At 74.9% G+C, this 26338-nt stretch carries 25 protein-coding genes and 1 pseudogene; 15 read left to right on the top strand and 11 right to left on the bottom strand.

The features are described from left to right. The first annotated feature begins 76 nt into the window (after window positions 1–76). From ACZ7JZ_RS10640 to ACZ7JZ_RS10625, 4 genes are read left to right on the top strand one after another with little or no spacing between them, the layout of a single operon-like run. Window positions 77–985, top strand: a complete 909-nt coding sequence (locus ACZ7JZ_RS10640) for a DUF6457 domain-containing protein (RefSeq protein WP_470935898.1) — start codon at window positions 77–79, stop codon at window positions 983–985. Then, window positions 982–2379, top strand: a complete 1398-nt coding sequence (locus tag ACZ7JZ_RS10635) for a molybdopterin molybdotransferase MoeA (protein ID WP_470935895.1) — start codon at window positions 982–984, stop codon at window positions 2377–2379. The genes ACZ7JZ_RS10640 and ACZ7JZ_RS10635 overlap by 4 nt, the downstream gene beginning before the upstream one ends. After that, entirely contained in the window at window positions 2367–3461 is a 1095-nt protein-coding gene (locus ACZ7JZ_RS10630; RefSeq protein ID WP_470935892.1) for a potassium channel family protein, read from the top strand. Before ACZ7JZ_RS10635 ends, ACZ7JZ_RS10630 begins: the two co-directional genes overlap by 13 nt. Window positions 3462–3489: 28 nt before the next feature. Further along, window positions 3490–4467: an NAD(P)H-quinone oxidoreductase gene (locus ACZ7JZ_RS10625; protein ID WP_470935889.1), complete on the top strand. Its 978-nt coding sequence runs from the start codon at window positions 3490–3492 to the stop codon at window positions 4465–4467. A gap of 183 nt (window positions 4468–4650) precedes the next feature. Here the strand turns inward: ACZ7JZ_RS10625 and ACZ7JZ_RS10620 are convergent, their stop codons facing one another. The 3 genes from ACZ7JZ_RS10620 to pdhA are packed head-to-tail and all read right to left on the bottom strand — an operon-like array spanning window position 4651 to window position 8110. Continuing rightward, window positions 4651–5976, bottom strand: coding sequence for a dihydrolipoamide acetyltransferase family protein (locus ACZ7JZ_RS10620; RefSeq protein ID WP_470935886.1), 1326 nt, complete (start codon window positions 5974–5976; stop codon window positions 4651–4653). Further along, window positions 5976–6977: an alpha-ketoacid dehydrogenase subunit beta gene (locus ACZ7JZ_RS10615; protein WP_470935883.1), complete on the bottom strand. Its 1002-nt coding sequence runs from the start codon at window positions 6975–6977 to the stop codon at window positions 5976–5978. Before ACZ7JZ_RS10615 ends, ACZ7JZ_RS10620 begins: the two co-directional genes overlap by 1 nt. Further along, window positions 6977–8110 carry a pyruvate dehydrogenase (acetyl-transferring) E1 component subunit alpha gene (gene pdhA, locus ACZ7JZ_RS10610; protein ID WP_470936394.1) on the bottom strand — a complete coding sequence of 378 codons (1134 nt, stop codon included), beginning with the start codon at window positions 8108–8110 and terminating at the stop codon, window positions 6977–6979. The genes ACZ7JZ_RS10615 and pdhA overlap by 1 nt, the downstream gene beginning before the upstream one ends. A gap of 177 nt (window positions 8111–8287) precedes the next feature. Between pdhA and ACZ7JZ_RS10605 the strand changes: the two genes are divergently transcribed. Continuing rightward, window positions 8288–8833: an Lrp/AsnC family transcriptional regulator gene (locus ACZ7JZ_RS10605; protein WP_470935880.1), complete on the top strand. Its 546-nt coding sequence runs from the start codon at window positions 8288–8290 to the stop codon at window positions 8831–8833. A 69-nt stretch (window positions 8834–8902) separates the two neighbouring features. Here the strand turns inward: ACZ7JZ_RS10605 and ACZ7JZ_RS10600 are convergent, their stop codons facing one another. Beyond that, window positions 8903–9541: a response regulator gene (locus ACZ7JZ_RS10600; RefSeq protein WP_470935877.1), complete on the bottom strand. Its 639-nt coding sequence runs from the start codon at window positions 9539–9541 to the stop codon at window positions 8903–8905. Continuing rightward, window positions 9538–10773 carry an ATP-binding protein gene (locus ACZ7JZ_RS10595; RefSeq protein WP_470935874.1) on the bottom strand — a complete coding sequence of 412 codons (1236 nt, stop codon included), beginning with the start codon at window positions 10771–10773 and terminating at the stop codon, window positions 9538–9540. The genes ACZ7JZ_RS10600 and ACZ7JZ_RS10595 overlap by 4 nt, the downstream gene beginning before the upstream one ends. Before the next feature lie 118 nt (window positions 10774–10891). Between ACZ7JZ_RS10595 and ACZ7JZ_RS10590 the strand changes: the two genes are divergently transcribed. After that, entirely contained in the window at window positions 10892–11494 is a 603-nt protein-coding gene (locus ACZ7JZ_RS10590) for an RICIN domain-containing protein (RefSeq protein ID WP_470935871.1), read from the top strand. 69 nt (window positions 11495–11563) lie between these two features. Here the strand turns inward: ACZ7JZ_RS10590 and ACZ7JZ_RS10585 are convergent, their stop codons facing one another. Both ACZ7JZ_RS10585 and ACZ7JZ_RS10580 read right to left on the bottom strand, forming a co-directional pair. After that, complete coding sequence (locus ACZ7JZ_RS10585) at window positions 11564–12160, bottom strand: TetR/AcrR family transcriptional regulator (RefSeq protein ID WP_470935868.1); 597 nt, start codon at window positions 12158–12160, stop codon at window positions 11564–11566. Continuing rightward, the gene (locus ACZ7JZ_RS10580) at window positions 12157–13695 is read right to left on the bottom strand and encodes a 3-hydroxyacyl-CoA dehydrogenase (protein WP_470935865.1); all 1539 of its coding nucleotides are present in this window, start codon (window positions 13693–13695) and stop codon (window positions 12157–12159) included. The genes ACZ7JZ_RS10585 and ACZ7JZ_RS10580 overlap by 4 nt, the downstream gene beginning before the upstream one ends. A gap of 236 nt (window positions 13696–13931) precedes the next feature. On the opposite strand from ACZ7JZ_RS10580, the gene paaN reads away from it, so the two are divergent. Further along, the gene (gene paaN / locus ACZ7JZ_RS10575; RefSeq protein ID WP_470935862.1) at window positions 13932–15614 is read left to right on the top strand and encodes a phenylacetic acid degradation protein PaaN; all 1683 of its coding nucleotides are present in this window, start codon (window positions 13932–13934) and stop codon (window positions 15612–15614) included. A 13-nt stretch (window positions 15615–15627) separates the two neighbouring features. Here paaN and ACZ7JZ_RS10570 read toward each other — a convergent pair whose 3' ends face one another. Both ACZ7JZ_RS10570 and ACZ7JZ_RS10565 read right to left on the bottom strand, forming a co-directional pair. Next, window positions 15628–16494, bottom strand: coding sequence for a TrmH family RNA methyltransferase (locus tag ACZ7JZ_RS10570; RefSeq protein ID WP_470935859.1), 867 nt, complete (start codon window positions 16492–16494; stop codon window positions 15628–15630). 38 nt (window positions 16495–16532) lie between these two features. Further along, window positions 16533–17648 carry a glycerol dehydrogenase gene (locus ACZ7JZ_RS10565; protein WP_470935856.1) on the bottom strand — a complete coding sequence of 372 codons (1116 nt, stop codon included), beginning with the start codon at window positions 17646–17648 and terminating at the stop codon, window positions 16533–16535. 321 nt (window positions 17649–17969) lie between these two features. On the opposite strand from ACZ7JZ_RS10565, the gene dhaK reads away from it, so the two are divergent. The 3 genes and pseudogenes from dhaK to ACZ7JZ_RS10550 all read left to right on the top strand — a co-directional run bounded on the left by dhaK (window position 17970) and on the right by ACZ7JZ_RS10550 (window position 20364). Next, complete coding sequence (gene dhaK / locus ACZ7JZ_RS10560; RefSeq protein ID WP_470935853.1) at window positions 17970–18989, top strand: dihydroxyacetone kinase subunit DhaK; 1020 nt, start codon at window positions 17970–17972, stop codon at window positions 18987–18989. A 166-nt stretch (window positions 18990–19155) separates the two neighbouring features. Then, window positions 19156–19824, top strand: a pseudogene (dhaL, locus tag ACZ7JZ_RS10555) (dihydroxyacetone kinase subunit DhaL); the annotation flags it as partial. Next, window positions 19804–20364 carry a PTS-dependent dihydroxyacetone kinase phosphotransferase subunit DhaM gene (locus tag ACZ7JZ_RS10550; RefSeq protein WP_470936391.1) on the top strand — a complete coding sequence of 187 codons (561 nt, stop codon included), beginning with the start codon at window positions 19804–19806 and terminating at the stop codon, window positions 20362–20364. The pseudogene dhaL and the gene ACZ7JZ_RS10550, both read left to right, overlap by 21 nt. A 60-nt stretch (window positions 20365–20424) precedes the next feature. On the opposite strand, the gene ACZ7JZ_RS10545 is transcribed toward ACZ7JZ_RS10550, so the two are convergent. Together ACZ7JZ_RS10545 and ACZ7JZ_RS10540 are read right to left on the bottom strand one after the other, a co-directional pair. Further along, on the bottom strand, window positions 20425–21687 hold the full coding sequence (locus tag ACZ7JZ_RS10545) for an HTTM domain-containing protein (RefSeq protein ID WP_470935850.1): 1263 nt from the start codon (window positions 21685–21687) through the stop codon (window positions 20425–20427). Beyond that, entirely contained in the window at window positions 21684–22412 is a 729-nt protein-coding gene (locus ACZ7JZ_RS10540) for a DUF5819 family protein (RefSeq protein ID WP_470935847.1), read from the bottom strand. The genes ACZ7JZ_RS10545 and ACZ7JZ_RS10540 overlap by 4 nt, the downstream gene beginning before the upstream one ends. 200 nt (window positions 22413–22612) lie before the next feature. Here ACZ7JZ_RS10540 and paaA point away from each other — a divergent pair, with 200 nt between their 5' ends. Genes paaA through paaE form a run of 5 tightly spaced genes read left to right on the top strand, consistent with a single transcriptional unit; the run spans window position 22613 to window position 26230 of the window. Then, on the top strand, window positions 22613–23602 hold the full coding sequence (gene paaA, locus ACZ7JZ_RS10535) for a 1,2-phenylacetyl-CoA epoxidase subunit PaaA (RefSeq protein WP_470935844.1): 990 nt from the start codon (window positions 22613–22615) through the stop codon (window positions 23600–23602). Then, complete coding sequence (gene paaB, locus ACZ7JZ_RS10530) at window positions 23599–23886, top strand: 1,2-phenylacetyl-CoA epoxidase subunit PaaB (protein ID WP_470935841.1); 288 nt, start codon at window positions 23599–23601, stop codon at window positions 23884–23886. The genes paaA and paaB overlap by 4 nt, the downstream gene beginning before the upstream one ends. Further along, window positions 23883–24644, top strand: a complete 762-nt coding sequence (gene paaC, locus ACZ7JZ_RS10525) for a 1,2-phenylacetyl-CoA epoxidase subunit PaaC (protein WP_470935838.1) — start codon at window positions 23883–23885, stop codon at window positions 24642–24644. Before paaB ends, paaC begins: the two co-directional genes overlap by 4 nt. Further along, entirely contained in the window at window positions 24638–25132 is a 495-nt protein-coding gene (gene paaD / locus ACZ7JZ_RS10520; protein WP_470935835.1) for a 1,2-phenylacetyl-CoA epoxidase subunit PaaD, read from the top strand. The genes paaC and paaD overlap by 7 nt, the downstream gene beginning before the upstream one ends. After that, complete coding sequence (gene paaE / locus ACZ7JZ_RS10515) at window positions 25133–26230, top strand: 1,2-phenylacetyl-CoA epoxidase subunit PaaE (RefSeq protein ID WP_470935832.1); 1098 nt, start codon at window positions 25133–25135, stop codon at window positions 26228–26230. The last annotated feature ends 108 nt before the right edge of the window (window positions 26231–26338 follow it).

Here is a 26338-nt window from a genome sequence, read left to right as displayed (position 1 = left end):
GACTTCGGCAGGTGCCGGTAAGGAAGGGGTAAGTGGGGCCTGGGAGAGGGCTGGTGCGACGCGCATACTCGGGGGCATGACCTTTGACGCGATCGTCCTGGCCGGCGGCGCGGCCAGGCGCCTCGGCGGGGCCGACAAACCCGGGCTGAGCGTCGGCGGGCGCGCCCTGCTCGACCGGGTGCTCGACGCCTGCCGGGAGGCCTCCGCCACGGTCGTCGTCGGCGGCCGCCGGGCCACCGCGCGGCCCGTCACCTGGGCCCGGGAACAGCCGCCCGGCGGCGGCCCGCTGGCCGCCCTGGACGCCGGACTGCGGTACTCCGGCGCGGACCGGGTGCTCGTCCTCTCCGCCGACCTGCCCTTCCTCGGCCCGGACACCGTGCGGACCCTGCTGGCCGGTCTGGGACCCGGTGCGCCCGGCGGGGCGGACGGACGGGCCGGCGGCGGGGCGGGCGCACCGGACGACGGCGGTCCCGAGGGGGTGCTCCTCGTCGACCCCGAGGGCCGCGACCAGCCGCTGGTGGCCGCCTACCGGGCCGAGCCGCTGCGCCGAGAACTGGCCCTGATCGCCACCGAGCACGGCACCCTGAGCGGACTGCCGCTGCGCCTGCTGACCGCCGAGCTGGACCTCGTACGGACCCCCGCCGCCGCGCCCCTGTCCGCGTTCGACTGCGACACCTGGGAGGATCTCGCGGCCGCCCGGGCACGCATCAGGGAGCATGGGAACGTGCTGGACGAATGGATCACCGCAGTCAAGACCGAGCTCGGCATCGACCTCGACGTCGACATCCCCGCCCTGCTCGACCTCGCCCGTGACGCCGCGCACGGCGTCGCCCGCCCCGCCGCCCCCCTGACGACCTTCCTCGTCGGGTACGCGGCCGGCCGGGGCGGCCTCAGCCTGGAGGAGGCCACCGCCCGGGCCGCCGCGCTGGCGAACCGCTGGGCCGCCGAATCGGGACCCGCCGCCTCCGGGCCCGGCACCGGATGACCCCCGGGGGCCGGACCGCCGGGGAAGCGGAGGAGAAGGGCGCGCCGGGCGGTGCAGCGGCCGGGGGCCCGGCCGGATCCGGGTCCGGCCGGGCCTCCGGGGTGGACTCCGCCGTGGAGGAGGCGCTCGCCCTGGTCAACCACGGTCTGCGGCCCGGCGCCCCGGCCGCGCAGAGCGGCCCCGCGACCGGCGGCGGCCGGCCGCGCGCCACCTCCTGGCCGGAGGCCCGCCGGACCGCCGCGCGCTGCGCCGGGCCCGTACCCGCCGCCCCCCGGCCGGTGCCCCTCGGCTCCGCCCTCGGGGAGGTGCTCGCCGCCCCGCTGGCCGCGCTCACCGACCTCCCCTCCTTCGACACCTCCGCCATGGACGGCTGGACCGTGGCGGGGCCCGGGCCCTGGGAGGTGCGGGAGGGCGGCGGCGCCCTCGCCGGCGGGGACCGGCCCGCGCCGCTGGCCGACGGGGAGGCCGTGCGCATCGCCACCGGCGCCCGCATCCCCGAGGGGGCCACCGCCGTACTCCGCAGCGAGCACGCCCGCACCGACGGGCAGCAGCGGCTTCACCCCGACCGCGAGGTGATCCCCGGCCAGGACATCCGGCCGCGCGGTCAGGAGTGCCGCTCGGGCGACCTGCTGCTGCCCGCGGGCACCCCCGTGACCCCCGCCGTGCTGGGACTGGCGGCCGCGGCCGGGTACGACGTACTGGAGACCCTGCCCCGGCCGCGGGCCGAGATCCTGGTGCTCGGGGACGAGCTGCTCTCCTCCGGGCTCCCGCACGACGGGCTGATCCGGGACGCCCTCGGTCCGATGCTCGGGCCCTGGCTGACCGCACTCGGCGCCGAGGTGACCGCCACCCGGCGGATCGGGGACGACGCCGAGGCCCTGTACCGGGCCGTCGTCGGCTCCACCGCGGACCTGGTCCTCACCACCGGCGGCACCGCCTCCGGCCCCGTGGACCACGTGCACCCCGTCCTGCACCGGGCCGGGGCCGAACTGCTCGTGGACGGGGTGGCCGTACGCCCCGGGCACCCCATGCTGCTCGCCCGGCTCGGGCCCGGACGGCACCTCGTCGGACTGCCCGGGAACCCGCTCGCGGCCGTCTCCGGTCTGCTCACCCTCGCCGAACCCCTGCTGCGCGTACGGGCCGGACTGACCCCCCGCCCGCGGTTCACGGCACCCGTGCGCGAGGATGTCCAAGGCCACCCGCACGACACCCGCCTGGTCCCGGTGGCCCTGCACGGCGAGTACGCCGTGCCGCTGCACTACAACGGGCCCGCGATGCTCCGCGGGATCGCCGCCTCGCACGCCCTGGCCGTCGTACCCCCCGAAGGGGCGCGGGCCGGGCGGGAGCTGGAGATCCTCGATCTGCCGTGGGCCCCGGGAGGATGTTTCACGTGAAACTGCCCGGCCACGACGCCATGGCCAGAACGGCCGACGAGAAACAGGCCTCACGCCGGGTCAAACTCCCGCGCAGGGAGGTCGAGAAGCCGATCCGGCAGGTCACCAAGCGGCTCCTGATGGCCCTGATGGTGCTGGTGACCACGGTCCTGCTCGTCTACGTGGACCGCGAGGGCTACCACGACAACGCCAACGACAGCGTCGACTTCCTCGACTGCGTCTACTACGCGACCGTGACCCTCTCCACCACGGGCTACGGCGACATCGTCCCGTACAGCGACACCGCGCGGCTCGTGAACGTCCTGCTGATCACCCCGCTGCGGGTGCTCTTCCTGATCATCCTGGTCGGCACCACCCTCGAAGTGCTCACCGAGCGGACCCGAGAGGAATGGCGGCTCAACCGCTGGAGGAACCAATTGCGTGACCACACCGTCGTCATCGGCTTCGGCACCAAGGGCCGCTCGGCACTCCAGACCCTGCTCGCGACGGGGCTGAAGAAGGAGTCCGTGGTCATCGTCGACCCCAGCGCGAAGGTGATCGAAGCGGCCAACGCCGAAGGGCTCACCGGAGTCGTCGGCGATGCCACCCGCTCCGACGTGCTGCTGCGCGCCGAGCTCCGGAAGGCCCGTCAGATCATCATCGCCACCCAGCGGGACGACACCGCCGTCCTGGTCACCCTGACCGCCCGCCAGATCAACCGCGGGGCGAAGATCGTGGCCGCGGTGCGCGAGGAGGAGAACGCCCCGCTGCTGCGCCAGTCCGGGGCGGACGCCGTCATCACCAGTGCGAGCGCGGCCGGCCGGCTCCTGGGCCTGTCCGTGCTCAGCCCCAGCGCGGGCACGGTGATGGAGGACCTGATCCAGCAGGGCAGCGGGCTCGACATGCTGGAGCGCCCGGTGACCCGGGCGGAGGCCGGCCGCAGCGTCCGCGAGACCGAGGACCTGGTGGTCAGCGTGCTGCGCGGGCACCGGCTGCTCCCGTACGACGATCCGCACGCGAGCCCGCTCCAGCTGACGGACCGTCTCATCGTGATCGTGCGCGCCGCCCCGGCCGCCGCGACCCTGGGCCCGCTGAACGAGTAGCCGCCGGGGGCTGGCGTACCCTCCGGCCATGTATGCGATCACGATCCCCCAGCCCGGCGGCCCCGAGGCCCTGGTGTGGGCCGAAGTACCCGATCCGGTACCCGGCGAGGGCGAGGTCCTCGTCGAGGTCGCGGCCAGCGCCGTGAACCGCGCCGACCTGCTCCAGCGGCAGGGGTTCTACGACCCGCCGCCGGGCACCTCCCCCTACCCGGGGCTGGAGTGCTCGGGCCGGATCGCGGCCCTCGGGCCGGGGGTCTCCGGCTGGTCCGTGGGCGACGAGGTGTGCGCCCTGCTCGTCGGCGGCGGGTACGCGCAGAAGGTGGCCGTACCGGCGGGCCAGCTGCTGCCCGTACCGGCCGGGACCGGCCTGGTCGAGGCGGCGGGCCTGCCCGAGACCGTCTGCACGGTCTGGTCGAACGTGTTCATGATCGGGAACCTGCGGCCCGGCGAGACCCTGCTCGTGCACGGCGGGGCCGGGGGCATCGGCACCACGGCCGTCCAACTCGGCAAGGCGGTCGGCGCCCGGGTCGCGGTCACCGCGGGCGGCAGGGAGAAGCTCGCCCGGTGCGCCGAACTGGGTGCGGACATCCTGATCGACTACCGCGAGCAGGACTTCGTCGAGGAGGTCCGGGCCGCCACCGGCGGGGCGGGCGCGGACGTCATCCTCGACGTCATCGGGGCCAAGTACCTGGAGCGCAACGTGCGCGCCCTGGCCTTCAACGGGCGGCTGGCCGTGATCGGACTCCAGGGCGGCCGCAAGGGCGAACTGGACCTGGCCGCGCTGATGGCGAAGCGGGCGGCGGTCACCGCCACCACCCTGCGGGCCCGGCCCGCGCAGGAGAAGGCGTCGATCGTCGCCGCCGTACGGGAGCACGTCTGGCCGCTGGTCGAGGCCGGGCGGGTGCGCCCCGTCGTGCACTCCTCCGTACCGCTGGCCGAGGCCGCCGAGGCGCACCGGACCGTGGAGTCCGGCGCGCACGTCGGCAAGGTGCTGCTCACGGCGTAGCGGGGAGGCGGTGTAGCGGGCAGTTCGGTGCGACGGGCAGGCGGTGCGGCGGGCAGGCGGTGCGGCGGGCAGGCGGTGCGGCGGTCTCCTCCCGGTGCTGCCGGGAGGGCGGCCCCGGCGGGCCGGTTCCCCCCTCCGGGAGGGGGGAACCGGCCCGTACCACCGGGCAGCGGACCGCCGCGGTCAGAGCGCGCGCAGCAGGACCGCCGGGGACTCCACGCAGTCGGCCACGTAGCGCAGGAAGCCGCCCGCCGTACCGCCGTCGCAGACCCGGTGGTCGAAGGTCAGCGACAGCTGGACCACCTGGCGGACCGCCAGCTCGCCCTGGTGCACCCAGGGCTTGGGCACGATCCGGCCCACGCCGAGCATGGCCGCCTCGGGGTGGTTGATGATCGGCGTGGAGCCGTCCACCCCGAACACGCCGTAGTTGTTCAGCGTGAAGGTGCCGCCGGTCAGGTCGGCCGGGGCCAGCCTGCCGCTGCGGGCCACCTCGGTCAGGCGGGCGAACTCGGCCGACAGGCCCTCCGCACTGAGGGTGTGCGCCTCGCGGACCACGGGAACCACGAGCCCGCGCTCCGTCTGGGCGGCGAAGCCCAGGTGGACCGAGGGGAGGCGGACGATCTCGTTCGCCTCCGTGTCCACCGTGGAGTTGAGCTCCGGGAAGCGGGCCAGCGCAGCCGTGCAGATCCGGGCCAGGAGGGCGAGGACGGAGACCTTCGGGCCGCCCGCGGCGTTCATCGCCGCCCGGGCCGCCATCAGCTCCGTCGCGTCCGCGTCCACCCAGCAGGTGGCGTCGGGGATCTCGCGGCGGCTGCGGGACAGCTTGTCCGCCACCGCTCCCCGCAGGCCCTTGAGCGGGATCCGCTCGCCGGAGAGCGACCGGGCGGGTCCGGCCGGGGCGGGGGCCGGGGCCGCGAGGGCCGCGAGCGCCCCCTCGACGTCGGCGCGCAGGATCAGCCCCTCGGGGCCGCTGCCGGACAGGGCGCGCAGGTCGATGCCGTTGTCCTTGGCCAGCTTGCGGACCAGGGGCGAGACCACCGCGACGGGTCCGGCCGGGGCAGCCGCCCGTACCGGTACGGGTGCCGGGGCGGCGGGCACGGGCGCCGCCGCAACCGCGGCAGGTGCCGCGGCCTCCGGGCGGATCCGGCGGCGGCGCGCCGGGCGGGAGTGGTCCGTGCCGTAGCCGACGAGCACGTTGCCCGAGCCCGTACCCGCGCCCTCCGGGGCCGCCGCGCCGTCCGCGGACTCCGCCGGCAGCGTGGCCGCGCCCACGGCGACCGTGATCAGCGGGGCGCCCACGGGCAGCTCCGCGCCCTCCTCGCCGAACCGGGCCGTGACCACCCCGCCGTAGGGGCAGGGCACCTCGACCATGGCCTTGGCCGTCTCGACCTCCACCACCGGCTGGTCCACGGCGACCACGTCGCCGACCTGCACCAGCCAGCGGACGATCTCGGCCTCGGTCAGGCCCTCGCCGAGGTCCGGCAGCTTGAACTCCAGCACCTGCGGCATCAGTTCTCCCACTGCAGACGGGCCACGGCGTCCAGGACCCGGTCGACGCCCGGCAGGTGGTGCTTCTCCAGCATCGGCGGCGGGTACGGGATGTCGAAGCCCGCCACCCGCAGCACCGGGGCCTCCAGGTGGTGGAAGCAGCGCTCGGTGATCCGGGCCGCTATCTCCCCGCCCGGACCGCCGAAGCCGGTGGACTCGTGGACCACGACCGCGCGCCCGGTCCGCCGGACGGAGGCGGCCACGGTCTCCTCGTCGAAGGGCACCAGCGAGCGGAGGTCCACGACCTCCAGGTCCCAGCCCTCCTCCTTGGCGGCCTCCGCCGCCTCCAGGCAGACCGGCACCGAGGGGCCGTACGTGATCAGCGTGGCACTCGTCCCGGGGCGGCGCACCAGGGCGCGGCCGATCGGGCCGACCGCGGCGGGGTCCTTCGGGTTCCAGTCCGCCTTGGACCAGTACAGGCGCTTGGGCTCCAGGAAGACCACGGGGTCGTCGGAGGCGATGGAGGCCCGCAGCAGGCCGTACGCGTCCTCCACCGTGGCCGGGGTGACCACGTGCAGTCCGGGGGTGGCCATGTAGTACGCCTCGGAGGAGTCGCAGTGGTGCTCCACGCCGCCGATGCCGCCGCCGTACGGCACCCGGATCGTGATCGGCAGGGGCATCGCGCCGCGGGTGCGGTTGCGCATCTTCGCCACGTGGCTGAACAGCTGCTCGAAGGCCGGGTAGGCGAAGGCGTCGAACTGCATCTCGACCACCGGGCGCAGCCCGTACATCGCCATGCCGACCGCGGTGCCGAGGATGCCGGCCTCCGCGAGCGGGGTGTCCGTGACCCGGTCCTCGCCGAACTCCTTCGCGAGCCCGTCGGTGATCCGGAAGACCCCGCCGAGGGCGCCGACGTCCTCGCCCATCAGGTGGACCGCGGGGTCGTCGGCCATCGCGTCGCGCAGCGCGGCGTTGAGCGCCTGGGCCATCGTCGCGGGCTTGGCCGCGGTCGCCGTGGCCATCACTCGGCCTCCGCTTCGAGCTCGGCACGCAGCAGTGCGGCCTGCTCGCGCAGCTGCCCCGTCTGCTCCGCGTACACATGGGTGAACAGGTCCATCGGGTCGAGCGCCGGCTCGGCGTTCATCTGGTCGCGCAGGGCGGCGGCCATGGTCTCGGCCGCGTCCCTGGCGCTCTGGATGCCCGCCTCGTCCAGGAGGCCGCGGGAGGTCAGCTCGCGCTCCAGCAGCAGGATCGGGTCGTGCGCCTTCCAGGCCTCGACCTCGGCGTCCGTGCGGTAGCGCGTGGCGTCGTCGGCGTTGGTGTGCGCCTCCATGCGGTACGTGACGGCCTCGATCAGGGTGGGGCCGCCGCCGGCGCGGGCCCTGCGGACCGCCTCGGCGAGCACCTCGTGCACCGCGGCGACGTCGTTGCCGTCGACCAGGCGGCCGGGCATCCCGTACCCGACGGCCTTGTGGGCCAGGGAGGGGGCGGCGGTCTGCTTGGCCAGCGGCACGGAGATCGCGAAGCCGTTGTTCTGCACGAGGAAGACCACCGGGGCCTTCCAGACGGCGGCGAAGTTCAGCGCCTCGTGGAAGTCGCCCTCGCTGGTGCCGCCGTCGCCGACCATGGCGAGGGCGACCACGTCGTCCCCCTTGAGGCGGGCGGCGTGGGCCAGGCCCACCGCGTGCGGCAGCTGGGTGGCGAGCGGGGTGCTCAGCGGGGCGATCCGGCACTCGCGGGGGTCGTACCCCGTGTGCCAGTCCCCGCGCAGCAGGGTCAGGGCCTGCACCGGGTCCAGCCCGCGGGCCACGGCCGCCAGGGTGTCGCGGTAGCTCGGGAAGAGCCAGTCCTGCTCCTCCAGAACGGCGGCGGCGGCTATCTCGCACGCCTCCTGCCCGACGGTGGAGGGGTAGACGGCCAGGCGGCCCTGCCGGGTCAGCGCGGTCGCCTGGGCGTTGTACCGCCGGCCGCGGACCAGCTCGGCGTACAGCCTGCGCATCAGGTCCGCGTCCAGCCCGGCCGCGGCCGGGGTGCCGAGGACGCGGTACGGCTCGGCGTCCGGGAGCAGCGGGGCGGCGTCGACGCGGGGCCTCCAGGCAGGGGGCGGGGTGGGGCGGTAGTCCGCACCGGCACCGGGCAGCTCTTGGACCGTCATGGCGGCGTACACCTCCTCGTGGGAAGCGGGCAGGACGGAGGGCCGTGTGAGGCGCCTCACCTACCGATTGTTCGGTCGTGGGCGCAATTTGGCTACAGGCGGTCCGAGGCTGTGGACAAACGGGTGGCCACGGCCTGAGATAGGCGCAGGACGTCCAATGCAGGGAGGCCGGGGGCAATGACGGATGAACAAATGGCCGCGACGGGCCCGGTGCCCCAGGCTGCCCCGCCCCGCCCCCTCGACCCCATCGACCGCGCGATCGTGCAGCTGCTCCAGGCCGACGGACGGGCCTCGATACGCTCCGTCGCCGAGCAGGTGCACGTCTCGCGCGCCAATGCGTACGCGCGCATCAACCGGCTGATCGACGACGGGGTGATCCGGGGCTTCTCGGCGCGCATCAACCACGAGCGGGCCGGGCAGGGCGCCTCCGCCTACATCACCCTGAAGATCGTGCAGAACTCGTGGCGGACGGTCCGCGAGAAGCTCCGCGAGCTGCCGGGGGCCGCCCACATCGCCCTGGTCAGCGGGGACTTCGACGTACTGCTGCTCGTGCACACCCCCGACAACCGGACCCTGCGGGAGCTGGTCCTCACCAAGCTCCAGGCCATCCCTGAGGTGCTCAGCACCCGCACGCTGCTCGTCTTCGAGGAGACCGACCTCTCGACGGACGCCGCCGGGGACCCGGCCCCGGTACGGCCGCCGGAGCCGGGCGCCGAGGGCTGAGGGGCCGGGGGCTGGAGGACCGGTGGCTGGAGGACCGGGGGCTGAGGGACCGGGGGCGGCCGCCCGAGGTCACCCGTCCCCCGGGTCCCCGAGCCCGTCCTCCCGCACCCGCTGTGCGAGGTCGGTCTTCGTGTACGCCGGGCGCCCCGCCTCCCGGTACTTCTCCTTGACCCGGTCGAGGTAGTACTTCGCCGTGTGGGGGCTGATGGCGGCCCGCCGCGCGGTGGCCTTCAGGGTCAGGCCGGACGCGTAGTCGCGGAGCACCTGGAGCTCCCGGGGGGCGAGCTGCGGGCGGTCCGGGCGGGGGTCGCACACCCAGGCGAAGGCCAGGTCCGCCGAATGGGCGGTGGCGCCCGCAGCGACCGTCGCGACGGCCTCGACCAGCTCCTCCAGGGCGTGGTCCTTGGTCAGGTAGCCGTCCGCCCCGGCCGTCACCGCGGCCCGGATCCGCTCCGGGTCGGCGACCGTGCTCAGCACCAGCACCCGGCTGCCGGCGGCCCGTACCCGGCGCAGGTTGTCCTCGGCCGTGGAGCCGTCCCGCAGCAGCAGGTCCAGCAGGACCACGTCCGCCCCGCGGCCGGGCCCGGCCAGCAGCGCGTCCACCGTCGCCACCGCGTCCAGCAGCCGCAGCCCGCCCGCCGCCGCCAGCCACGACCCCAGCCCGTCCAGCAGCATCCGGTCGTCGTCGACCGCCGCCACCGTGATCACGCCGGCCAGCACAGGTCGACCCGGGTGCCCTCCCCGGGCACGCTCTCCACCCCGGCCCGCCCGCCGGCCGCGGCCATCCGGCCGTACACGGACCGGCGCAGTCCCGTCCCGCGGGCCCGGTCGCCCGCGCCCGCGTCGGGGCCGGGGGACGGGACGGCGTCGTCGCCCGCGCCCGCGTCGAAGCCCGCTCCGCGGTCCACGACCGTCACCACCACGCCCCCTCCGCGCCCCACGGCGGTCAGATAGGCCCGGCCGGTGCCCGCGTGCACGCGGACGTTGTTCAGGGCCTCCGTCACGGCCGCGCCCAGCGCCGCGGCCGCGTCCCCGGGGACCGCGGGCAGCCCGTGGTAGCGCGCGGTCACCGCCAGGCCCAGGCACTCGGCGGAACGGACCGCCTCCTCCAGGGCGTCCCCCAGGGACGCGCCCGCAGCCGCGGGAAGACTCCCCCAGGCACCGGCACCGGCCCCTTCATCGGACTGCACCAGCCGCCGCAGGTACGCCGCCTCGCGCGCGCAGCGTTCCCGCACCGGCCCCGCCTCCGCGTCCACCCGCCCCGCGGCGATCGCCGTCAGCGTCGCCAGCACGGTGTCGTGCAGCGCCGCATGGTGGGCCGTCCGCTCGGCCTGCCGGGCCCGCTCCGCCTCCGCCGTCACGGCCCGGCGCTGCGCGGAGTCCAGGAGGGCGCCCTCGCGCCGGAGGTACCGCGACAGCACCCCGGCCAGCAGCGCCGAGGTGACCACGGCGTTGACGTGGCCGGGCAGGACGGCCGCGCCCCCGTCCGGGGCCGCGAACTGCACCGCGGCCGAGGTCGCCAGCAGGAGCAGCACGGCGGCCGCGCCCCCGCGGCGCCCCAGGCCCTCGACCGCGGCCGCGGTCGCCGAGCCGCCCAGCAGCACCACCCAGCCGTGCGCCGAGGCCGCCGTACCGCCCACCCACCCGAGGGCCAGCCAGGGCAGCGCGCAGCCGATCAGGAGCACGTCGGCCCAGACCCAGCGGCGGCGGAACCGCCCGCGCGCGTACGCGGTGCCGTAGAGCAGTGCACTGGAGGCGGCGGCGAGGGCGAACAGCGTCCAGGAGGCGGCGGGGACGACCGGCACGACGGGACCGGCCGCCGGATCCGGCAGGCGCGCCGCGGCCACCGCCGCCACCGCGAGATGGCTGGTCCGGTTGAGCCCGGTCGCCAGGATCATGAACCGCCGGGCGCGCTGCACGCCCGCCCCCACACCCTCCACAACCAGCCTCTTCAGTGAACACCCCCCTGAACGGGCGGGTACCGGTGGACCAGTGGATCTCTGTACTTTCCCGGCGTCAAGAACCTGTCAGGACAGCTCATTCAAGCCAGGAGTACACATGGCCCACACACGCATCCGCCTCCGCCGCAACGGCTTCGGCGCGGCGCTCGCCGCGGCCCTCACGGCCGCGTTCGTCATGCTGCTGCCGCAGACCGCGCACGCCGACACGAGGCCGTCGATCCGGTACAGCACCGGCCTGGAGAACGCCCCGATCTACGAGATCCGCAGCTCGGACAGCGGACGCTGTATGGACATCGCGGGCGAGTCGAAGCAGCCGGGCACCCGCATCCAGGCCTTCGACTGCAAGGGCGGGCTCCACCAGCGGTTCACCTTCCACCGGCTGAACATGGTCAGCTGGTCGTTCACCATCGGGACCTGGGGCGGGACCCAGTGCCTCAAGGAGGAGCCCGCCCCCTTCGGCGGGCCCACGACCCTGGTCCAGGGTCCCAGCGGCAACGACTGCGCCGTCTTCAACTGGATCGAGCGCGACAGTGCGTCCGCGACCCGCTGGGAGCTCGTGAGCACCCGGGGCCTCTGCGTGCGGGACTCGGGCCGGCGCGAGGCCCTCACCCTGGACTACTGCACCTACGGGAGCACGAACGGCCCCACGTTCTGGGCACCCCGCTACACCGGCACCCACGACTTCCCGGCTGCCGCCTGACCGGCCCCGTTCCCGCTGGGCGCACCCGGCCCGCCCCAGGGGGGGCAGGGTGCGCCCAGCCGCTCGCGTCTAAGGCGCCCTCAGCCCGTCGAAGGCCATCCGTACGACCGTCTCGGCCACCGTCTCCGCATCGGCGCCCGCCCCGCCCTCGGGGTGCGGCCGGTACCACTCCACCAGCGAGTTGACCATGCCGAACAGCAGCCGGGTGGCGAGCCGCAGGTCCACGTCGGGGCGCAGGTCGCCCTCGGCCGCGGCGGCCTTCAGCAGGTCGGAGACCCGGTGGTCGAACTCGCGGCGCCGCTCCAGCGCCCAGCGCTCGGTGCGGGTGTTGCCGCGCACCCGCAGCAGCAGGGTCACGTACGGCAGTTCGCCGACCAGCACCTCGACCGTGCGCCGCGTGACGTACTCGACCCGGTCGATGGCCCGGCCGCGGCCGGCGCCCGGCTCGTCGAGGATCGCGAACAGCCCGTCGAGGGCCCGGCTGACCGCCCGCCGCAGCAGCTCCTCCTTGCCCGCCACGTGGTGGTAGATGGAGGACTTGGAGATCCCGGCGGCCTTGGACAGGTGCTCCATCGAGGTGCCGTCGTAGCCGCGCTCGTTGAAGACGCGCACGGCCACGGTCAGCAGGGTCTCGGGGGTGTACGTGTCCCGCTTCGGCGTGCTCACGCGTCCCCCTGCGAGGCGCCCTCGACCGGCTCGATGTCGGCGTCCTCGGTGTACGAGAGCTTGTAGAGGGCCAGCGAGGGCGCGTACCGCCCGCTCGGGCAGCGGCGGTGGAGGTTGTCGAGGAGGGCGGGCGCGAAGTCCCGGCCGAGCCTGCGGTGCCACTCCCAGGGCCCGGCGGGGTAGTTGACGCCCAGCCGCATGGCCGTGTCGATCGCCCCGGCGCTCGCGCTGCCCTTGGCCACGGCGTCCGCGGCCAGGTCGATCAGCATGGCGACCGTCCGGGCGACGATCATGCCGGGGACGTCCCCGATGACGCTGACCTGCTTGCCCAGGGCCTGGAAGAGGCCGACGGCGTGGGCGAGGGTCGCGGGGTCGGTGTCCTCGGAGGCCGAGAGCGCGATGCGGGTCGCGGCCCCGTAGTCGAAGGCGAGGTCGAAGTAGACGACGTCCTCGAACTCCACCGAGGTCTGGCCGTCGGCGAGGACCAGCTCGCCGCCGCCGGGCAGCTCGATCCGCGGGCCGCCGCCCTCGACGACCGCCACCTCGATCCCGGCCCGCTCCATGAGCGGGACGAGCTCCTGCGCCGGGCCCAGGCCGCCGCCGTAGACGGTGACCTTGCCGGGGGCCTCCTCGGGGGCCGCGGTGTGCGGGGCCGGGGCCTGCGCGCCCTCCCCGTACGGGTACCAGCCGTGGCCCGACTTGCGGCCGAGCCGCCCGGACTGCACCAGGCGGCGCTGGGCCAGCGAGGGGGCGAACTTGGGGCTCTGGAAGAAGGAGTCCCAGACCGAGCGGGTCACGGCCTCGTTGACGTCCTGCCCGATCAGGTCGGTCAGCTCGAACGGGCCCATCTTGAAACCGCCGCTCTCGCGGAGCACGGCGTCGATGGTGGCGGGGTCCGCGCCCTGCTCCTCGTACACCGCGAAGGCCTCGGCGTAGAAGGGGCGGGCGATGCGGTTGACGATGAACCCGGGGGTGTCGGCGCAGCGGACCGGGGTCTTCCCCCAGCTCAGCATCGTGGAGACGGCCCGGTCGGCGGTCGCGGGGTCGGTCGCGAACCCGCTGACGACCTCGACCAGCGGCAGCAGCGGGGCCGGGTTGAAGAAGTGGAGCCCGAGGAACCGGCCGGGGCTGCGCAGGCCGGCGGCGAGCTCGGTCACCGACAGGGAGGAGGTGTTCGTGGCGAGCAGGCAGTCCCCGGCGACCACGTCCTCCAGGGCGCGGAACAGCTCCTGCTTGACGCGTACGTCCTCCACGACGGCCTCGACGACCAGCCCGGCCGGGGCCAGGGCCGCCAGGTCCGGGGCGGGCGCGATCCGGCCGTTCACGGCATCGGCCTCGGCGCGGTCGATCCTGCCCTTGGCCGCGAGCCGGGCGACGCGGTCCTGCACGGAGCGGACGCCGGCCGCGGTGCGGTCCCCGTCCGCGTCGTACAGCAGCACGGTGTGACCTGCGAGGAGGGCGACCTGGGCGATGCCCTGGCCCATCGTTCCGGCCCCGATGACCGCCACGGTGCGGGAGCGCTCGATTCCTGTCATGACCCCGATCCTCTCGCATGACTTGTCCACAAGGAGCGCCAGGCCCTCTTGTCCCGACCGATCGTTCGGTTACTCTAACTCCAGTCTGCTCCGCCGACCCCGCTCTTGCGCGATCCCGCCCGGCCCCCGGCCCCGGAGGCCGGCCCGCCGGGACCGCCGCAGCAGCCCGGTCGCCCCGATCCGTCCGATCCGCCGATCCGCCCGATCCGCCCGGCTCAACGAGGAGTTGGTCCCTGATGGCCGCCGAGCTCACCGTCCCCCAGCTGTCCGAGAAGCACCGGCCCACCCTCGACCAGGCCCTGGAGGCGATCCGCACCCGCGCCTACTGGTCCCCGCACCCCGAGCACCCCAAGGCGTACGGCGAGACCGCCCCGGCGGACGGCCTGGCGGCGCACGAGGCCGTCCGCGGCACCCGCCTGGACCTGGGCCAGCCCGGTACGGACGGCTGGGCCGGCGGCGAGGTCTCCCCCTTCGGCCCCGAGCTCGGCGTCGAGTACCCGCACGTGGACCCGGACGTGCTGCTCCCGGCCATGAAGGCCGCCATGCCGGCCTGGCGCGACGCGGGCCCCGAGACCCGCGCCCTGGTCTGCATCGAGATCCTGTCCCGCATCGGCGCCCGGACCCACGAGTTCGCGCACGCGGTGATGCACACGAGCGGCCAGGCCTTCATGATGGCCTTCCAGGCCGGCGGCCCCCACGCGCAGGACCGCGGCCTCGAAGCGGTGGCGTACGCGTACGCGGAGCAGACCCGCGTCCCCGGCCTGGCCGAGTGGTCCAAGCCGCAGGGCAAGCGCGACCCGCTGCGCCTCGACAAGGCCTTCACCGCCGTCCCGCGCGGGATCGCCCTGGTCATCGGCTGCAACACCTTCCCGACGTGGAACGGCTACCCCGGCCTCTTCGCCTCCCTCGCCACGGGCAACGCCGTCCTGGTGAAGGCCCACCCGCGGGCCGTGCTCCCGCTGGCCCTGACCGTGCAGGTCGCCCGCGAGGTGCTCGCCGAGGCCGGCTTCTCCCCCGACCTGGTCGCGCTCGCCGCCGAGCACCCGGGCGAGGGGATCGCGAAGACCCTGGCCCTCCGCCCCGAGATCAAGATCATCGACTACACGGGCTCCACGGAGTTCGGCGACTGGCTGGAGGCCAACGCCCGCCAGGCCCTCGTCTACACGGAGAAGGCCGGCGTCAACACCGTCGTCATCGACTCCACCGGCGACTACAAGGGCATGCTCTCCAACCTGGCCTTCTCCCTGTCCCTGTACAGCGGCCAGATGTGCACCACCCCGCAGAACCTGCTCATCCCGCGCGACGGCATCGACACCGACGCCGGCCGCAAGACGTACGACGAGGTGGTCGCGGACCTCGCCGCCTCGGTCGGCGGCCTGCTCGGCGACGACGCCCGGGCGAACGCGCTGCTGGGCGCCCTGGTCAACCCGGGCGTCAAGGAGCGGCTGGAGGCCGCCGCGGGCCTGGGCGAGCTGGCCCTGGCCTCCCGCGAGGTGGCGAACCCGGAGTTCCCGGACGCCGTGGTGCGCACCCCCGTCATGGTCAAGGCCGACGCCGCCAAGACCGGGGACGGCGCCGCCTTCCTGTCCGAGTGCTTCGGCCCGGTCTCCTTCGCCGTGGCCGTGGACTCGACCGCCGACGCCCTGGAGCTGCTGCGCCGCACCGTGCGCGAGAAGGGCGCCATGACCGTGGGGGCGTACACCACCTCCGCGGAGACCGAGCGGGCCCTCGAAGAGGTCTGCCTGGAGGAGTCGGCGCAGCTCTCGCTGAATCTGACCGGCGGGGTGTACGTGAACCAGACCGCCGCGTTCTCCGACTTCCACGGCTCGGGCGGCAACCCGGCCGCGAACGCCGCCCTGTGCGACGCGGCGTTCGTGGCCAACCGCTTCCGCGTGGTCGAGGTGCGCCGCCAGGCCTGAGCCCGTCCCCTCCTCAGGAGGGGGCGTGGAGGTCCGCCGCCGGATCCGCCGGGTCAGCGGCATCCGCCGGCGGGCCTCCCCAGTGGAACAGCGCCATGGCCACGCTCGTGGCCAGGTTGTAGCTGGAGACCTGCGGGCGCATCGGCAGCGAGACCAGGTGGTCGGCCCGGCCCCGCAGCTCCGGGGAGATCCCGTGCCGCTCCGAGCCGAAGGCGAGCACGGCGTCGTCGGGGAGGGTGAAGGACCTGATGTCCTCCCCCTCCGGGTCGAGGGCGAACAGCGGCCCGGCCGGCAGCTCCGCGAGGGCCAGCCGCTCCACGGCCGTGGCGTAGTGCAGCCCCGCCCCGGCCCGTACGACGTTGGGGTGCCAGGGGTCGAGGTCGCCGGTGGTGACCACGCCCGCGGCCCCGAACCCGGCCGCCAGCCGTACCACGGCGCCGACGTTCCCCAGGTGCCGGGGGTTGTCCAGGACGACCACGGGGGAGCGCCGCGGCCGCCGGGCCAGCGCCGCGAGGTTCTCCTCCCGGCCGGGCCGGACGGCGAGGGCGGCCACGCCGGTGGGGTGCACCCGCAGCAGCAGCTCGTGCAGCACCTGCGAGGGCACCTCGCGGACCACGGCGTCGACCGCGTCCGCCACATCGGGGGCCAGCTCCCCGGCCAGGGCCCGCAGCGCGGCCCGGTCGTCGGCGATCCCGATGCCGACCCGCGCGCCGAAGCGCAGCGCGTGCTTGAGCGCGTGGAAGCCGTCGAGGAGCACGGCGCCGCCCTGGGCGGCCTGCCGCCAGCGCAGCACCGTCTCCGCGGCCTCGCCGCCGCCCCCGGCCGCCCTGCCGCCGTACCCGCCGCCCGTACCGCCGTCCGTCCCGCCGCGCTCGCTCATCCCCCCAGCCTAAGATCCCGCGGCGACCCGGGGACGGCTCAGGCCGCCGCCTTCGAGGCGCGGGCGTACGCGTCCCCCGCGAGGAGGGCGTCGGCGACCGTCTCGGGGGTCACGGGGAACGGCATGTTGTGCGTGGTCTCGCCCTCCGCGGTGGCCGCCCGGCCGATGGCGAGCAGCTCCTCACGGTCCGGGTCGGACAGCCCGATCTCCGCGAGGGTGGTCGGCAGCCCCACCGCGCGGCTGAAGCGCAGCCAGGTGTCCAGCTCCTCGGTGGGCGCCCCCTCCAGCACCAGCTGGGCCAGGGTCCCGAGGTTGACCTTCTCGCCGTGCATCATGCCGTGCGTGCGGTGGGAGACGGTGAGCCCGTTGTGGATGCCGTGCGCCGCGGCGAGCCCGCAGCTCTCGAAGCCCAGCCCGGACAGCAGGGTGTTGGCCTCGGTCACCTTCTCCAGGGCCGGGGTGACCACGTGCTGCTCCGCGGCCAGGCGGGCCTGCGGGCCGTACTCCATCAGGGTCTCCCAGCACAGCCGGGCCAGGCTCAGCGAGGCGCCGGTGGCCAGCCCGCCGGCCATGGCCACGCGGTCCGCGGCCACGCACACCCGCGCCTCGTACCAGGTGGCGAGCGCGTCGCCCATGCCGGACACGATGAACCGGCTGGGCGCCTGGGCGACGTACGCGGTGTCGACGAGCACCAGGTTCGGATTGCGCTGGAAGAAGGCGTAGCGCTCGAAGGCGCCCTCCTCCGTGTAGACCACGGCGAGCGCGCTGGTCGGCGCGTCCGTGGAGGCCACCGTCGGGGCGCTGACCACCGCGATGTCCCCGCACGCGTGCCCGACGGCCTTCGCCGTGTCGATGGCGGTGCCGCCGCCGATGCCCACGACCACGTCCGCGCCGGCCGCCCGGGCCGCCCCGGTGATGCGGTCGATCTCGGCCTGCGTGCACAGCCCGCCGAAGACCTCCCTGGTGAGCTTCACCCCGGCCGCCGCCAGCGACTCGGTGACGGTCTGGTCGACGAACCCCCAGACCCCGCGGTCCGCGAGGACGAGGGCGTGCTCCCCGAGGCGGGCCGCGTGGGTGCCCAGCCCGTGCATCGCGCCCGCGCCCTGCACGTACTTCGGGGGGCTGATCATCATGCGGGTACGGACGGTGTCCACGGCGAATTACCTCCTGGGCCGAATTCCTGGGAACACGCCCATCCGAACACGCCGGAGAATTCCCCCGGCGGGGCCCAAGGAAAGGAATGTAGGGACGAAAGTCCCCCCGGTGGGCCCGTGTCCGGCGTCTTAGTCTCAAGGCGGAGCACCGGAACGACGGCCTGGAAGAGCCAGACCGAAGCGCAGTCCGGTCCGGCGCCCGTCCCCCGGAACCCCTTCGGCGCCCCTTTTCCCTTTCGGCGCGGAAGGAAATGCCCCGGCCCGGACGGACGGCCTTGACAAACCCTTCCGCGCCCCCGGCCGGAAGGAGCGGAGGCGTTCGTGAAGAAGCTGATCAATTCCCCGGAGACCGTGGTGGCCGATGCGCTGCGCGGGATGGCGGCGGCCCATCCGGAACTGTCCGTGGACGCCGCGGCGGGCATCGTCACGCGCGCCGCCGGACCCGCCCCCGGCAGGGTCGCCCTGCTGTCGGGCGGCGGCAGCGGGCACGAGCCCCTGCACGCCGGGTTCGTCGGTACGGGGATGCTCACGGCCGCCGTCGCCGGACCGGTGTTCACCTCCCCGGTCCCCGCCGCCGTCACCCGCGCCACGGTGGAGGCCGACGCCGGCGCCGGGGTGCTCCACATCGTCAAGAACTACACCGGCGACATCCTCAACTTCACGATGGCCGCCGAGGACGCGCAGGACGAGGGCGTCGAGGTGGCGCAGGTCGTCGTGGACGACGACGTGGCCGTCTCGGCCGCGGAGGGCGGGCCGGGCCGCCGCGGCACCGGCGCCACCCTGTTCGTGGAGAAGATCGCCGGCGCCCTGGCCGAGGAGGGCGCCCCCCTCGCGGAGGTCGCCGCGGTCGCCCGCAAGGTCAACGCCCGCTCGCGCAGCTACGGCGTGGCCCTGTCCTCCTGCACCACCCCCGCCAAGGGCGGCCCCAACTTCACGCTCGGGCCCGACGAGATCGAGCTCGGCATCGGGATCCACGGCGAGCCGGGCCGCGAGCGCCGCCCGCTGATGTCCGCCGCCGACACCGCCCGCGCGATGCTCGCCCCCCTGCTCACCGAGCTCGACATCCTCGACGTGCGCGCAGAGGCGAGCGCCGCGGACCCGGTGATCCTGCTGGTCAACGGGCTGGGCGGCACCCCGCCGATCGAGCTGTACGTGATGCGGGCCGAGGCCGGGAAGGTGCTGGCGGAGCACGGGGTCACCGTGGCCCGCAGCCTCGTCGGCACCTACGTCTCCAGCCTCGACATGGCCGGCTGCACCTTCACCCTCTGCCGCGCGGACGAGGAGCTGCTGCGGCTGTGGGACGCCCCCGTGGACACCCCCGCCCTGCGCTGGGGCCGCTGAACCCGCGCGCGCCCAGCCCCGCGCCCGTACGGATCCCCCACCCGTACCCGTACGCCCCCGCGCCCCAAGCCGTACCCGTACCCGAACCCGCCCGGCCCACCCCGTTCTGGAGACACCCCGCATGACCACCGCCACTCCCGCCGCCCCCGCGCCCGCCTCCGAGCCGATCCCCTCCGACGCGGCCCTGGACGCGCCCGTCCTCGACGCCGTCTTCTTCCGCCGCTGGCTGGCCGAGACCACCCGGCTGGTGCGGCGCGACAGCGCACTGCTGACCGAGCTCGACGCCGTGATCGGGGACGGGGACCACGGGGCCAACCTCGTACGGGGCTTCGGCGCGGCCCGCGCAGCCGTCGCGGACGCCGACCCCGCGGGCCCCGGCGAGCTGCTCTCCCTCGCGGGCAGCACCCTCACCAACACCGTCGGCGGGGCCTCCGGGCCCCTCTTCGGCACCGCCCTGCGCCGGACCGGCAAGGCCCTCGGCCCGGCCCCGGCCGTCACCGGCGCCGAACTGGCCGAGGCACTGGCCGGCGGGCTGGGCTCCGTACGGCGGCTCGGCGGGGCCGAGGTCGGGGACGCCACCATGGTCGACGCCCTCGACCCGGCCGTCTCGGCCCTCCGGGAGGCCGCCGGGGCGGGCCTCCCGCTGCGCGAGGGGCTGGAGCGGGCCCGGGAGGCCGCGCGCAGCGGGGCCGACGGCACCGCGGAGCTCCAGGCCCGCAAGGGCCGGGCCAGCTACCTGGGCGAGCGGAGCATCGGCCACCAGGACGCGGGGGCGAACTCCGTGGCCCTGCTGGTGGAGGCGCTGCGCACGGCGGTGGACGCGCCGGAGGGCTCCGACGAGGCTGCGGAGGCGACCCCTGCGGCTGAGGCTGCGGCTCCCGTGAGCGGCACGGGTACGGACGCGGGTACGGGTACGGCGCCGGACGCCGGTTCGGACAGCGGCCGGGCGGGCGGCGCCCCCGCCCCCACCGGCCGCGTCGGCATCGTGCTCGTCTCGCACAGCAGGGCGGTGGCCGAGTCCACGGCGGCCCTCGCGACCGCCCTGCTCGGTTCCGCGGAGCCGGCCCCCGTCGCCGTGGCCGGCGGCACCGCCGACGGCGGCATCGGCACCAGCGCCGAGCTGATCCGCGCCGCGGCCGCGCGCGTGGACGAGGGCGGCGGCGTCGCGGTCCTGTGCGACATGGGCTCGGCCGTGCTGACCGTGCGCTCCCTGCTGGGCGACGCCCCGGCGGCCGGGCTGCCCCCGCGGACCCGGATCGTGGACGCGCCGTTCCTGGAGGGTGCGGTGGCGATCGTGCTCACCGCCTCGGTGGGCGGCGACCTGGACGCCGTACTGGCCGCGGGCGAGGACGCGCGCGCCTACCGGAAGAACTGACCCGGCCGGGGTCCGGGCCTCCGGCACGGCCCCGGGTGCGGGCGGTCCGGGCCTCCGGCCTCAGCCGACCGTCGCGGGAGGCGCGGCCGGGGCGCCTTCGCCCGGACCCTCGTCCGCCGCCGTCTCCGCCGCCGGATCCCGCCCGGGGTCCGGCTCGCGCGCGGGTCCGCGGCCGGCCGGCAGCAGCCGGTCCCGGGCCCGGCCCGCCCGCGCCCCGAGCCACAGCAGGAAGGCCGTCGGCAGGAAGACGGAGTCCGCGACGATCATCGCCAGCGAGAAGAACGGCAGCCCGAGCACCACGGCGATCGCCGCGTGCTCGGCGATCATCACGGCCAGCAGGACGTTCTTGATCCGCCGGTTGAAGAGGGTGAACGGGAACGCCACCTGCACGGCGACCGTTCCGTAGGACAGCAGCATCACCATCACGCCGTTGGCGGCGAGCATCCCGGAGAGCCAGGGCCAGGGGGTGAAGTAGTCGAGGTTGAGCGGGTAGTAGAGCGCCGTGCCGTCCTGCCAGCGGGAGCCCTGGACCTTGTACCAGCCGGCGGTCGCGTAGATCAGGCAGACCTCGACCATGACGATCAGCAGGGCGGCGTTGTGGACGATGTTGCCGATCACGTCGAAGAGGGCGCGGGCCTCGCCGCGCGGATCCGTGCGCTCCGCGAGCCACCACACGGCGTGCGCCGTCCACAGCGCCGAGAACAGCGCGATCAGCGCCCCGCTCGTGGCCCCGCGCTGCGCGGTCACGATCAGTACGGCGCCCAGCACGGCCCACAGGAGCGGCCCGACCGCCCCGCGCAGCCGCTGCTGCGGACCCGCTCCCGCCGCCGCGCGGGCGGCCCGGCGGGCGTCGAGGGACCACACCTGCGCGCACCGGGTGAAGACCAGGTAGACGGCCATGAGGTGGATGACGTTGTCCCCGCCGTCGCCCATGAAGACGGACCGGTTCTGCAGGGACAGCACGCCGACCATGAAGAAGACGGACGTGGCCCGCGTGTGCCAGCCCAGCATCAGCAGGACGGAGCTGAGCACGGCCAGGGCGTAGACCAGCTCGAACCAGAGCGCGCCCTCCCGCCACAGCAGCACCGTGAAGGCGTTGTTCGAGGAGATCAGCCGCTCGGCGAGGCCGAAGCTCCACGGGCCCTCGGGTCCGTACAGCTCCCGGCGGTGCGGGAACTCGCGCAGGAGGAAGAACAGCCAGGTCGCGGAGATCCCGATGCGGACGACGGCGCTCTGGTACGGGCCGAGGGCCTGCCCGGTGGCCTTCCGGAGGGCCGGGGCGAGCCGGTCGCGGACCGCCGTGCGCGGGGCAGCGGTGCTCATCGGTCGGCCTCCGTCACGTCCCACCAGGGCAGTTCCCGGTAGTAGGTCTTGGTGTCGGTCGTCTCGCTGCTCCACGGCGGGGCGTCCACGGAGGTGGTGGCGGAGCGGAGCTGGAGCTTCAGCACCTCGCCGGCCGGGGCGCCGGGAGCGGGGACGGCCAGCCGGCGGACGGCGATCCGGCGCAGGTAGGCCTCGGAGAGGGCGCCGCGCTCGCCGCTGGCGCGGTTCTGGTCGTCGTGGGAGCCGGTGTAGAAGTCCCAGGCCCGGCGCAGCTCGTTCTGGTGGACGTGGCTGGGCAGGGGGTGGTGGCGGATCGCCTCGCCGTCCTCGGCGGACAGGTCGCGCCAGGTCGTGGTGGCCCGTCTGCCGTCGGCCGTGCGTATCTGGGCCCGGACCTCGACGGCGATGTTCTGCTGGAGCGGGTTCGGGGCGAACAGCTTCCAGTTCTGCTCGAACTCGGGGTAGATCCAGTCGTCGACGCTCTGCGCGTACCGCTTGCTGAGCGTGTTCGACGGGGCGACGTGCAGGAACACGATCGCCAGGTGCCAGCAGGCGGCCGTGGCGACGGCCGCGAGGGCCAGGCCGGCGGCGATGCGGTACGGGCGGGACAGCCCGGCGATGCCGGGGGCGCGGGGGGCTTCGGGCGCCCCGGCGGTACCGTCCCCGCCGTCGCTCACGCCCTCGGGTGCGCCCTCACTCCCACCCGCGTTTTCGTTCGAATCCATCCCCACCGATCCTCGGCCGTGCCCAGGGAGCCATCCACAGAGGTTGACACCCTACGGGCCGCCGTCTCACCATTGAAGAGCATGAACCGAACGATCGGTCGGTAGGCTGACGGCAGGAACGCGCAGGACTCGTCAGGTTTCGGCACAACTCGACAGGCGCCCCGACGGGCGCACTCGGCAGGAAGCGGCAGGGGGCCAGAATGACGGCGACGACCCACAGGACGGCGGGAGCGCCGGACGCGGCAGCCGGAGCGGTGCCCGACCCGGCGCTCGTCGCCGCGTTCGAAGCGGCCGTGGCGGCCGACGAGCGGGTGGAGCCCCGGGACTGGATGCCCGAGGAGTACCGCTCCTCGCTCGTCCGCCAGATGGCCCAGCACGCGCACTCCGAGATCATCGGCATGCAGCCCGAGGCCAACTGGATCACGCGCGCGCCCTCGCTGCGCCGCAAGGCGATCCTGATGGCCAAGGTGCAGGACGAGGCGGGGCACGGGCTGTACCTGTACAGCGCCGCCGAGACCCTGGGCACCAGCCGGGACGAGCTGCTCGACCGGCTGCACGCCGGTAAGCAGAAGTACTCCTCGATCTTCAACTACCCGACGCTGACCTGGGCCGACGTGGGCGCCATCGGCTGGCTGGTGGACGGCGCGGCGATCACGAACCAGGTCCCGATCTGCCGCTGCTCCTACGGGCCGTACGCCCGCGCGATGGTCCGCATCTGCAAGGAGGAGTCCTTCCACCAGCGCCAGGGCTTCGAGCTGCTGATGGCCCTGTCGAAGGGCACGGACGCGCAGCACGCGATGGCCCAGGACGCGGTGGACCGCTGGTGGTGGCCCTCGCTGATGATGTTCGGCCCGCCGGACGCCGAGTCCACGCACTCGGCGCAGGCCATGGCCTGGAAGATCAAGCGGCATTCGAACGACGAGCTGCGCCAGCGGTTCGTGGACATCGCGGTGCCGCAGGCCGAGGCCCTGGGCCTGACCCTCCCCGACCCCGACCTCACATGGAACGAGGAGCGGGGGCACCACGACTTCGGCCCGATCGACTGGGCGGAGTTCTGGGAGGTCCTGAAGGGCAACGGCCCCTGCAACGACCAGCGCCTCGCGCAGCGCCGCACGGCGCACGAAGAGGGCGCCTGGGTAAGGGACGCGGCGGCTGAGTACGCCCGCAAGCACGGAGGGGTGAAGGCATGAGCTCGTCGGAATGGCCGCTGTGGGAGGTGTTCGTCCGCTCGCGCCGCGGGCTGTCGCACACGCACGCCGGCAGCCTGCACGCACCGGACGCGGAGATGGCCCTGCGCAACGCCCGCGACCTGTACACCCGGCGCAGCGAGGGCGTCTCGATCTGGGTGGTCCCCTCCGCGGAGGTCACGGCCTCCTCGCCGGACGAGCGCGACCCCTTCTTCGCCCCGGCCGCCGACAAGCCGTACCGGCACCCGACCTTCTACGAGATCCCCGAGGGGGTGCGGCACCTGTGAGCACCACGACCGGTACCGGCGCGGCCGGCCTGCTGACCGGACCCGCGCGCGAGGCCGCCCTCGCCCTCGGGGACGACGCCCTGGTCCTCGCCCAGCGCCTGGGGGAGTGGGCCGGGCACGCCCCCGTCCTCGAAGAGGAGGTCGCCCTCGCCAACATCGCGCTGGACCTGCTGGGCCAGGCCCGCGTCCTGCTCTCCCTGGCGGGGGACGAGGACGAGCTGGCGTTCCTGCGCGAGGAGCGCGAGTTCCGCAACGTGCAGCTGGCCGAGCAGCCCAACGGGGACTTCGCCCGCACCATCGCCCGGCAGCTGTACTTCTCCGTGTACCAGCAGCTGCTGTTCACGGAACTGGCCGCGGGCGAAGGCCCCTTCGCCCCGCTGGCGGCCAAGGCCGTCAAGGAGACCGCGTACCACCGCGACCACGCCGAGCAGTGGACCCTGCGCCTGGGCGACGGCACGGAGGAGAGCCGGCGCCGCATGCAGGCCGGGCTCACCGCGCTGTGGCGGTACACCGGCGAGATGTTCCGGCACGTCGAGGGCCTGGGCCTGGACCCGGCGGCCATGGACGCCCTGGAGACGGCCTGGCTGACGGCGGTCTCCGAGACCGTACGGCAGGCCGGGCTGACCCTGCCCGAGGGCCCCCGCTCGGGGGCCTGGCGCGCGGGGGCGGGACGGGAGGGGCTGCACACGGAGTCCTTCGGCCGGATGCTCGCCGAGATGCAGCACCTGCACCGCAGCCACCCGGGAGCCCAGTGGTGACCGCCACCCGCCTCGAAGAGGAGCTGGCCGCGCTCGCCGGCTCGGTCCTCGACCCCGAGCTGCCCGTCCTGACGCTGACCGAGCTCGGCGTGCTGCGCGGGGTCCGGATGCTCGCCCCGGGCCACGCCGAGGTGGACCTCACGCCGACGTACACCGGCTGCCCCGCCGTCGAGGCCATGTCGGCCGACATCCGGCGGACCCTCGTGGAGCACGGCATACCCGAGGTCTCGGTGCGGACGGTGCTGACCCCCGCCTGGACCACCGACGACATCACGGCCGAAGGCCGCCGCAAGCTCGAGGAGTTCGGCATAGCCCCGCCCCGGCCGCATGCGGCGGGGAGCCCGGTCCCGCTGACCCTGTCCGTGCGCTGCCCGCACTGCGGGTCCACCGACACCGAGCTGCTCAGCCGGTTCTCCTCCACGGCCTGCAAGGCCCTGCGGCGCTGCGTCTCCTGCCGCGAACCGTTCGACCACTTCAAGGAGTTGTAGATGGCTGCGGCCCGCCACGGCGCGTTCCACCAGCTGAGGGTGGCCGCTGTCGACCGGCTCACCGAGGATGCGGTGGCCCTGACCTTCGAGGTGCCCCCGCCGCTGCGCGAGGCGTACCGGCACGCCCCCGGCCAGCACCTGACCCTGCGCCGCACCGCCGCCGCGGGCGCGGCTGCGGACCAGGTCCGCCGGACCTACTCGATCTGCTCGCCCGCGCCCGGCGCCCGGGGCCCGGAGCGGCTGCGGGTCGGCGTGCGGCTCGTGGACGGCGGCGCCTTCTCCACGTACGCGCACGACGAGGTCCGCGCCGGGGACCTGGTCGACGTGATGGTCCCGGCCGGCCGGTTCGTCCTCGAACCGCGCCCCGGGCACTTCGCGGCGGTGGTCGGCGGCAGCGGGATCACCCCGGTGCTGTCCATCGCCGCCACGCTGCTGGCGGCCGAGCCCGAGGCCCGGTTCTGCCTGGTCCGCACGGACCGGACCGCGGCCTCGACGATGTTCCTGGAGGAGGTCGCCGACCTCAAGGACCGCTATCCGCAGCGGTTCCAGCTGGTGACCGTGCTCTCCCGCGAGGAGCAGGAGGCCGGGCTGCCCTCCGGGCGCCTGGACGAGGAGCGGCTGTCCTCGCTGCTGCCCGCGCTGCTGCCGGTGGACTCCGTCGCGGGCTGGTTCCTGTGCGGTCCGTACGGGCTGGTGCAGGGGGCCGAGCGGGCCCTGCGCGGGCTCGGCGTGGACCGCGCGCGGATCCACGAGGAGGTCTTCCACGTCTCCGACAGCGAGGGCACGGGCGGCGCGGCCGCGTCCCGCCCCGCGGGCCCGGCGCACGGCAAGGTCACCGCGAGGCTCGACGGCCGCTCGGGCAGCTGGCCCGTGCAGGACGGGGAGTCCCTGCTGGACACGGTGCTGCGCAACCGCGCGGATGCGCCGTACGCCTGCAAGGGCGGGGTCTGCGGCACCTGCCGGGCCTTCGTGGTCAAGGGGGAGGTCCGGATGGACCGCAACTTCGCCCTGGAGGAGGAGGAGACGGAGGCCGGATTCGTCCTGGCCTGCCAGTCGCACGCGGTGACCGACGAGGTGGAGATCGACTTCGACCGCTGACCCCCGGCCGCCCCGCGGCGGCCCTCCCCCGCGCAGCGCACCGCCGCACCCTGTGCAATTACAGGAACCTGTTCTATCTTGACGACCCGTCAGGCAGACGGCCGTCGG

The organism is Streptomyces sp. NPDC038213 (assembly GCF_055600495.1).
This window is presented reverse-complemented; position numbering and strand designations above follow the sequence as displayed.

Excerpts from the sequence above, each read along its gene's own strand:
- paaB (WP_470935841.1), top strand. The coding sequence starts at position 23,599 with ATGAGCTCGTCGGAATGGCCGCTGTGGGAGGTGTTCGTCCGCTCGCGC.
- ACZ7JZ_RS10580 (WP_470935865.1), bottom strand. The coding sequence starts at position 13,695 with ATGACAGGAATCGAGCGCTCCCGCACCGTGGCGGTCATCGGGGCCGGA.
- ACZ7JZ_RS10590 (WP_470935871.1), top strand. The coding sequence starts at position 10,892 with ATGGCCCACACACGCATCCGCCTCCGCCGCAACGGCTTCGGCGCGGCG.
- ACZ7JZ_RS10570 (WP_470935859.1), bottom strand. The coding sequence starts at position 16,494 with ATGAGCGAGCGCGGCGGGACGGACGGCGGTACGGGCGGCGGGTACGGC.
- paaN (WP_470935862.1), top strand. The coding sequence starts at position 13,932 with ATGGCCGCCGAGCTCACCGTCCCCCAGCTGTCCGAGAAGCACCGGCCC.
- ACZ7JZ_RS10640 (WP_470935898.1), top strand. The coding sequence starts at position 77 with ATGACCTTTGACGCGATCGTCCTGGCCGGCGGCGCGGCCAGGCGCCTC.
- paaE (WP_470935832.1), top strand. The coding sequence starts at position 25,133 with ATGGCTGCGGCCCGCCACGGCGCGTTCCACCAGCTGAGGGTGGCCGCT.
- paaA (WP_470935844.1), top strand. The coding sequence starts at position 22,613 with ATGACGGCGACGACCCACAGGACGGCGGGAGCGCCGGACGCGGCAGCC.
- pdhA (WP_470936394.1), bottom strand. The coding sequence starts at position 8,110 with ATGACGGTCCAAGAGCTGCCCGGTGCCGGTGCGGACTACCGCCCCACC.
- ACZ7JZ_RS10540 (WP_470935847.1), bottom strand. The coding sequence starts at position 22,412 with ATGGATTCGAACGAAAACGCGGGTGGGAGTGAGGGCGCACCCGAGGGC.
- ACZ7JZ_RS10615 (WP_470935883.1), bottom strand. The coding sequence starts at position 6,977 with ATGGCCACGGCGACCGCGGCCAAGCCCGCGACGATGGCCCAGGCGCTC.
- ACZ7JZ_RS10620 (WP_470935886.1), bottom strand. The coding sequence starts at position 5,976 with ATGCCGCAGGTGCTGGAGTTCAAGCTGCCGGACCTCGGCGAGGGCCTG.
- ACZ7JZ_RS10630 (WP_470935892.1), top strand. The coding sequence starts at position 2,367 with ATGTTTCACGTGAAACTGCCCGGCCACGACGCCATGGCCAGAACGGCC.
- ACZ7JZ_RS10625 (WP_470935889.1), top strand. The coding sequence starts at position 3,490 with ATGTATGCGATCACGATCCCCCAGCCCGGCGGCCCCGAGGCCCTGGTG.
- ACZ7JZ_RS10545 (WP_470935850.1), bottom strand. The coding sequence starts at position 21,687 with ATGAGCACCGCTGCCCCGCGCACGGCGGTCCGCGACCGGCTCGCCCCG.
- ACZ7JZ_RS10635 (WP_470935895.1), top strand. The coding sequence starts at position 982 with ATGACCCCCGGGGGCCGGACCGCCGGGGAAGCGGAGGAGAAGGGCGCG.
- ACZ7JZ_RS10605 (WP_470935880.1), top strand. The coding sequence starts at position 8,288 with ATGACGGATGAACAAATGGCCGCGACGGGCCCGGTGCCCCAGGCTGCC.